The sequence below is a fragment of the Clavibacter sp. AC415 genome (assembly GCF_979252985.1).
In genome coordinates, this window is sequence record NZ_CEEDAR010000020.1 from 153,178 (window position 1) to 160,067 (window position 6,890).

6 protein-coding genes and 2 pseudogenes are annotated in these 6,890 nt (G+C 76.4%); all 8 read right to left on the minus strand.

All coding sequences use genetic code 11. The features are described from left to right. Positions 1-65: 65 nt before the first annotated feature. Positions 66-1,312, minus strand: a pseudogene (locus ACZ411_RS14490) (Dyp-type peroxidase). Positions 1,313-1,546: 234 nt separating this feature from the next. Then, the gene (locus ACZ411_RS14495) at positions 1,547-2,053 is read right to left on the minus strand and encodes a copper resistance CopC family protein (RefSeq protein ID WP_464171326.1); all 507 of its coding nucleotides are present in this window, start codon (positions 2,051-2,053) and stop codon (positions 1,547-1,549) included. Then, on the minus strand, positions 2,050-2,766 hold the full coding sequence (locus ACZ411_RS14500) for a cytochrome c oxidase assembly protein (RefSeq protein ID WP_464171327.1): 717 nt from the start codon (positions 2,764-2,766) through the stop codon (positions 2,050-2,052). The genes ACZ411_RS14495 and ACZ411_RS14500 overlap by 4 nt, the downstream gene beginning before the upstream one ends. Before the next feature lie 26 nt (positions 2,767-2,792). Further along, positions 2,793-3,380 carry a CopD family protein gene (locus ACZ411_RS14505; RefSeq protein ID WP_464171328.1) on the minus strand — a complete coding sequence of 196 codons (588 nt, stop codon included), beginning with the start codon at positions 3,378-3,380 and terminating at the stop codon, positions 2,793-2,795. Between the two features lie 311 nt (positions 3,381-3,691). Continuing rightward, positions 3,692-4,156: a hypothetical protein gene (locus ACZ411_RS14510; protein ID WP_464171329.1), complete on the minus strand. Its 465-nt coding sequence runs from the start codon at positions 4,154-4,156 to the stop codon at positions 3,692-3,694. 393 nt (positions 4,157-4,549) lie between these two features. Further along, on the minus strand, positions 4,550-5,032 hold the full coding sequence (locus tag ACZ411_RS14515; RefSeq protein ID WP_464171330.1) for a hypothetical protein: 483 nt from the start codon (positions 5,030-5,032) through the stop codon (positions 4,550-4,552). A 268-nt stretch (positions 5,033-5,300) separates the two neighbouring features. Then, positions 5,301-5,564: pseudogene (locus ACZ411_RS14520) on the minus strand (nuclear transport factor 2 family protein); the annotation flags it as partial. A 194-nt stretch (positions 5,565-5,758) separates the two neighbouring features. After that, the coding region (locus ACZ411_RS14525) for a GntR family transcriptional regulator (protein WP_464171331.1) at positions 5,759-6,890 on the minus strand (1,132 nt) is incomplete at its 5' end.

The window sequence follows — 6,890 nt, forward strand, 5'->3', positions numbered from 1 at the left end:
GCGGGTGCGGGTGCATGCGCGGGAGCCGGGCGGCGGCCGGGTACCGGCGCGGCGCAGTGCGGGGGTCACAGGAGGGTGTCCCCGACGAAGCCGCCGGGCGCGCAGCCGGGCGGGACGGCGAAGACCGCGGAGCCGACGGGCGTGATCCACTCGTTCAGCAGGTCGAGCTCGTCCAGCCGGCGCTGCAGCGGGACGAACTGCGCATCGACGTCCCGCTGGTAGCGAGACGAACAGGAGCCCGGAGTCGGAGACGCTCCCGTCCGCGGCCGGTGCCTGGTCGTAGTTGTAGCCGCGGCGGAAGATGCGCTCGTCGGGGTCGTCCGACCGGGCCCGGCGGATGTGCGCGAACTCCGGGATGGCGGGGAAGCCGAGGGGCGTGGTCGCCGCGAGGTCGGGCTCGTCGTGCTCCCGGGTGCCGGTCAGCGGCGCGCCCTCGGCGAGCGTGCGGCCGACGGCCTGCTCGCGGCCGGAGCGGTCGAGGCCGTCCCAGCGCGTCGAGGTCCATGGAGATGCGGCGGAGCACGAGGCCCGTCCCGCCCTCGAGCCACGCGGGTCCGCCGCCGCCCCAGACGAGGCGCTCGTGGTCCGGGCTCCCGGGCTGCAGGTTGACGGTGCCGTCCACCTGGCGGAACAGGTTCCGCATGGTCGTGCCGGCGGCCTCGGATCCGGCGGCGCGGCGGAAGCCCGGCTGCGACCACCGGAGGGAGGCGAACGAGCGGGCGTCCTTCAGCAGCATGCGCGTCGCGTGGGCGAGGGTCAGCGGGTCGTCCAGCGCCGACGTGGACCAGCAGGTCCCCGTCCGAGTAGGCCGGGTGGGGCCGGTGGATCCGTGAAGGCGGGGAGCGGCCGGAGCCACGTCGGCGCGGCGGACGGGCCCGCCGCGCGCCGGACGAGCTCCGGGCCGAACCCGAACGTCACCGTCAGGCGCGCGGCGACGGCCGCGAGCTCCGGCTCGGAGTCGGCCAAGCGCGGCCTCGCCCCGGGTGAGCCGCGACGCGTCGTCCGAGAGCACCGACATCATCCGCCGCAGCGCCGCCCGGTCGGTCCCGGGGTGCAGGTCGAGGGCGAGGAACACGGCGTGCGCCTGCGGAGGGGTGTCGATGCCGGCCTGCCGCGCACCGTGGAAGGGCTCGCGCGCCGCGCCCACGTCGAGCGCGGCGGCGGCCGGGGCGCCGACGCCCGTCCCGCCCGTCCCGCCCGTCCCGCCCGTCCCGCCCGTCCCGGCGCCCCCGGCGGTTCCTGCGGCTCCCCGGCGCGCGGCGTCGAGGCCGATCGCGCCCGCGGCGCCCAGCGTCCCGGCGGCGCCGCCCATCAGGAGGTGCCGCCGGCTGACCCGGCGGCCGGCGGGGACGCGCGCGTCGTCGTCGCTCACGACCGGGCTCCCGTCCGGGCGGCGGGGCGTCCGCGGATCCCGACGACGGCGACGAAGAGCGCGACGCCGACCAGGGCGCCGAGCGCTCCGACGACGACGGGGCCGGGGACGGGGATCCCGGGTCGGGCGGGGTACCCGCCCTGGTCGGCGATCTGCGCATCGGCCTCCGGCGCATCAGGTCGCCGAGGGTGAGGGGGTCGCCGGCGCGCTGCCCGAGGCCGCCGCGGGAGCGGCCGACGCGGAGGGCATGGTGGTCGGGGCGTCCGGCCCGACGGCGAAGTCGAAGGCGCCGGCGATGGGATGCCCGTCGCTCGAGACGACGCGCCAGCGCGCCTGGAAGGTGCCGTCCGGCGCTCCCGGGCGCAGCGCCTGCCGGGCCGTGTCGCCGTTCAGGAGGACGGGACCCTCCGCCCAGTCCTCCCCGCGCTCGTCCACCACCACGACCACGGCGCCGACCTCGATCAGCGCGTCGGTGAAGACCATCGCGACCTCCGCCGGCGCGGTCGGCGCGCGGCTCCCGTCGCCGGGAGCGGTGGACACCAGGTCGTCGTGGGCCGAGACGGGCCCGGCGGTCACGAGTGCCGGTACGAGGGCGGCGCCCAGGGCGGCGACGAGGAGGGCGCGACGGACGGGCCCTCGGGCGCGGGTGCGGGTGCGGGTGCGGGTGCGCGTGCGGGTCATGAGGTCCTCCGGGGGTCGTGGTCGTGGTCGTGCCGGTCGAGTCGACCGAGCCAGGTCGTTGTAGGCGCGGAGCGCCGCGTCGTCGTCGCGCAGCGCGGCGCGGTCGTAGCGGGTCGCGGCGCGCTGCTCGGACGCGGACCAGCTGCCGCACCACCATCAGCGCGACGAGGACGACGGGGAGCTCGCCCGCGCCCCAGGCGATGCCGCCGCCCGTCCCCTGGTCGGCGAGGAGGCCCGCGTCGTCGAGGACGCCGATGGCGCGCCACCAGTCGACGGCGAGCACCTCCAGTGCCCGACATGATCGCGAGGCCGAAGAACGCGTGGAACGCCATCGTCGCGAGCAGGATGAGCAGCCGGATCGCGTGCGGCGGGCGCTGCGGGCCCGGATCCACGCCGATGATCGCGAGGAAGAACACGTAGCCGCTGATCAGGAAGTGCACGACCATGATGAGGTGGCCCTGGTGGGTCAGCAGCGACCACTCGAACCAGCCCGTGTAGTAGAACGCGACGAGGCTGCCCGCGAACACCACGGCGGCGACCACCGGGTGGGTCACGATGCGGGCGTACCGCGAGTGCGTGGCCACGAGCACCCACTCCCGCACGCCGCGGCTGTGGTCCGTGCGGGCGGGTACGGCGCGGAGCAGGAGGAGCACGGGCGCGCCGAGCGCCAGGAGCGGCGGCACGTACATCATCAGCAGCATGTGCTGGACCATGTGCGTGCTGAACCGCACGGACCCGGTCAGACCCCGGGCCCGCCGCTCGTGGCGTACACGAGCACCGCGCATCCGAGCAGCCACGGCACCGTGCGCCCGGCCGACCACGCGTCGCCGCGTCGCCGGAGCCGGCGGACGCCGAGGAGGTAGAGCCCCGCCAGCACCGCCGCGACGGCGAGGAACAGGTGGTCGGGGTGGAACGACGTCAGCATCCGCGGGAGGGAGACCGGCGCGGGGAAGGCGAAGGCCGATGAGGGACGCCTGCGGGTCGATGTCCGCGATGGAGGTCTGCGGCACCGGCGGGGCGCTCCGGGAGAGGGCGACGGACATGCCCATGGCGATGGACATCGCCACCACCTCCGCGAGGGCGAGGCGCGCGAACGCCCGTCCGGACCCCGGCGGTGCCCGCCAGCCGCAGGGATGAGCCGGGTGCGGTGCACCCGGCCCGCGATCCCGAGCCCGACGAGGACGAGCGTCTTGAGCAGGAGGAGGACCCCGTACTCGGTGGTGAGGAGCTCCACCGGGAGCTCGAGCCGCAGCGAGGCGTTGAGGATCCCCGAGAGCGCGACGGCGGCGAACGCCCAGCCCGCGAGGGCGGAGTACCGGCGGACCACGACGGCCAGCGCATCGCGGCTGACCGTGCGGAGCAGGAGGGCCCGCCACGAGCCCGCCGGCCCAGAGCGTGACGCCGAGCAGGTGGATCGCGAGGCTGTTGACGGCGTTGGCGTGCTCGTAGGAGCCGGCCGCGTGCCCGGAGAGCGACAGCGGGAGGAGGGCGAGCATCGCGATGCCGGCGGCGATGCCGATCCACGACACGCGCCGCGTCCACAGCGTGACGGCGAGCACCGCGGCGACGCACAGCGCCGACGCGAGCAGGGTCTGGCCGAGCTCCAGGCCCGTGATGAAGTACCGGCTCTGCCGGAGGTCAGACGGGGTACCGTGAGCGGGACGCCGATAGACGTTGCGCGCCCGTGAGGAGGAGCACGGCGACGCTGGAGGCGAGCCAGGCGGCGGCCGCGCGCGCGGCCCAGCCGCGGAGGGCCTTCCACTGGGCGTAGCTCGCGATCCCGCGCCGGAGGTCCTGGCCGGGGAGGGCGAAGGCGGCGATCACGAGCAGGCCGATCGTCAGCGACGCCGCGGCGTCGTGCACGACGCGCGACACGATCAGGCCGTACGTCACGAGGTCGCCGGGGTCGACGAGCAGCGACTGCACCGCCGTGCCCGTGAAGGCGACGCCGAGGAGCGCGGCGACGACGGCGAGCGGCAGGCACACGAGGAGCACGGCCTCGCCGACGCGCAGCCGCGGCAGGCGCAGGTCGCGCGGGGTGAAGGGCAGGTCGTCGGTCGTCGCCGGTGTCGGCGGGTGGGCGGAGGGAGCGGAGGGGGGCATGGAGGTCCTGGGTCCGAGGGTGCGCGGCGGGTGCGCCGCGGCGTGCGGGGTGCGCGGCGCGTCCGACACGCGACGGGGCGCGCGGCACGGCGGGCGGTGGGGTGGCGCGGCGAGGCCGGGCGCGCAGGCAGGGTGGTCGACGCGAGCGGGCGCGGATGCGCGGATGCGTGCGTCGGCGGCGCGAGGACCGCGCGCGGACGCGCTGGTCGGCGGGTCGCGCGATCCCGGCACGGCACGACGGACCGCCGGGCGCACCGGCCGCCGTCAGGACGGGACCGGGACGCTCACCGGGTCATCGACACCGCGGCAGGGCACGCGGGACCCGCGCCCCGCGGTGCGGGCGCGACGGGCGCATCGCCGTCGCGGGCCGGACGGCCCGCGCGGGAGGTCGGATCAGACGAGGACCGGAGGGCCCCGGTGCGGCGTCGCCGCCAGCCGGAGCCCGAGGTCCCGGAGGTCGGTGCGCTCCACGGTCGCGAGGCGGGGGAGCGGGCGGCGGAGGTGCGGCGTGGGCGGCACGGGCAGGAGGAGGCGGATCGCCGCGAGGCCGTGCCGGGCGAGGCGGACGAGGTCCCAGAACGCCTGCTCGCCGTAGCGGACGGCGACGAGCGTCACGATGCCCGCGAGGACGTGGGCGGACCACATGCCCGGGCCGTCGTGCATGCCGGCCATGGAGGAGGCGGCTCCGGCGTCGGCGGAGGGGGTGATCACGGCGCGCATCGCCATGCCGTGGTGGACGCCGGCGCCGTGCACCGAGGTCGCGGATGCGGCGCCGACGGAGAAGAGGAGGTGGAAGGCGCCCTGGCTGACGGCGACGGCCACGGCCGTGCGCCAGGTGGAGAGGGTGCGGCCCGCGAGCACCATGCAGGCCGGCACGGCGAAGGCGGCTGCCAGCGCCGACCCCGACGAGGCCGGGGGCCGTCCCGCCGCCGGCGGAGTGCGCGAGGGCCGCGACGAGGATGGAGACCGCGGCCGTGAGGGCGCCGCGGAGCACGCGGATCCCTCTCCCGGGTCATCACGATGGGCCTCCTCGGTGGCTCCCGTCCAGGATACGGGGTGGCCCCCGGATGCGCGACCCGGGGCCGGCATCCGGATCGGCATCCGGGCCGGGACGGGGTGGGCCGCCGTCCGGGGGACCGGCGCGCTAGGCCGCGGCGCCCCAGAAGGCGTCCTCGGCGGCGCCGTCCTCGGAGAACAGGCGGACCTCGACGATGCGGCCGTCCCGCACCGTGAGCAGGTCGACGCCCGCCATGTCCATGGCGGCGTCGCCACGCGACGCGTGGAAGCGGATGGGCACGGCCACGAGCTCGCCGTTCACCATGGGCGTACCCGTGACGGCGAGCTGGAAGCTGCCCTGGCTGGCCTCCATCATGCCGCCGAGCAGGGCGCCGACCCCCGCGGTCCCGTGGTGCTGCCCGGAGAAGCGGTTGGCTCCCTGGCTGGTGCCAGACGACGTCGTCGGCGAACTGCGCCATCACGGCGGGGATGTCGCCGCGGCCGAGGGCCGCGAAGTACGTGGTGGCGACGGCGGTGGGGGTGGTGTCGGACATGGTGTCTCCTTCGTGGTCGGAGCCCCATGGTCACAGACGGTAACCTGTTACCTCAACGTAACCGGGAGGCGCCGTGGACGACGAGGCACCCGTCTGGGACGTGATGCTCGCGACGTGCCCGTCGCGCACGTCCCTCGCGCGGATCGCGAACAAGTGGACGGCGATGATCGTCATCGCGCTGAGCGACGGACCGCTCCGCTTCGGCGCCGTGCGGGACGCCGTCGGCGGCATCAGCGGGAAGGTGCTGACGGAGACCCTGCGCGACCTGCAGCGCGACGGCATCGTCACGCGCACCTCCTACGACGAGATGCCGCCGCGGGTCGAGTACGAGCTGACGGCCCTCGGCCTCACGCTCCGCGCGCCGCTGACGGCGCTGGGCGAGTGGGCGGAGCGGCACATCGCGGCAGGCTGCCGGACGCCCGCGCCGCGTTCGACGAGGGCGTCCCCGCGACGCCCTGCGGGTCGTCGTCCCTAGCGGTCCGCGTCCGCCGCGTCCGCCGCGTCGCGCCGGGAGCGCTCGCGCACCCGCTTCGATGTGCGCGCGCATCGCGGCGGCGGCGGCCTCCGGGCCCTCGGCGACCGCGTCGATGATCGCCCGGTGCTCGTGCACCGCGTCGTCGGCGTCGTGCACGCCGGTGCGCATCGTCTGCCGCATGCGGTGCACGCGGGTGGAGATGGACTCCGACATGTCGAGCAGGAACGGGTTGCCCGTCGCCTCGAAGATGCGGTGATGGAAGTCCCAGTCGACGACGAAGTACTCGCGGATGAGGCCCACGGGCATGTCGCCGTCGCCCGCTGCCGCGCGCACCCGGCGGGTGGTCTCCTCATGGGCGGCGAGGGCCGCCTCGAGCGCGGGGACGAGGCGGGCCGGATCCTGGGCGGCCAGCGCCGCCGCCCCGCCCTCGAGCACGAGGCGCGCGTCGAACAGCGCCTCCAGCTGGTCCCCGGCGATGGGCGGCGCGACCCGGTAGCCCTTGTGCGCCTCGCGGGCGACGAGCCCCGTGCGCTCGAGCTGCACGAGCGCCTCGCGGACGGGCGTGGGGGAGACGTGCAGGTCCCGGGCGATCTGGTCGATGGCGAGACGGGAGCCGGGCTCGAGCGCCGATCCATCAGCATGTCGAGCACGAGGTCGTAGACGCGATCGCGCAGGCCCTGGCGCGCGGTCATCGAGGTCGCGTCGAGGA

Excerpts from the sequence above, each read along its gene's own strand:
- ACZ411_RS14495 (WP_464171326.1), bottom strand. The coding sequence starts at position 2,053 with ATGACCCGCACGCGCACCCGCACCCGCACCCGCACCCGCGCCCGAGGG.
- ACZ411_RS14500 (WP_464171327.1), bottom strand. The coding sequence starts at position 2,766 with ATGGTCCAGCACATGCTGCTGATGATGTACGTGCCGCCGCTCCTGGCG.
- ACZ411_RS14510 (WP_464171329.1), bottom strand. The coding sequence starts at position 4,156 with ATGCCCCCCTCCGCTCCCTCCGCCCACCCGCCGACACCGGCGACGACC.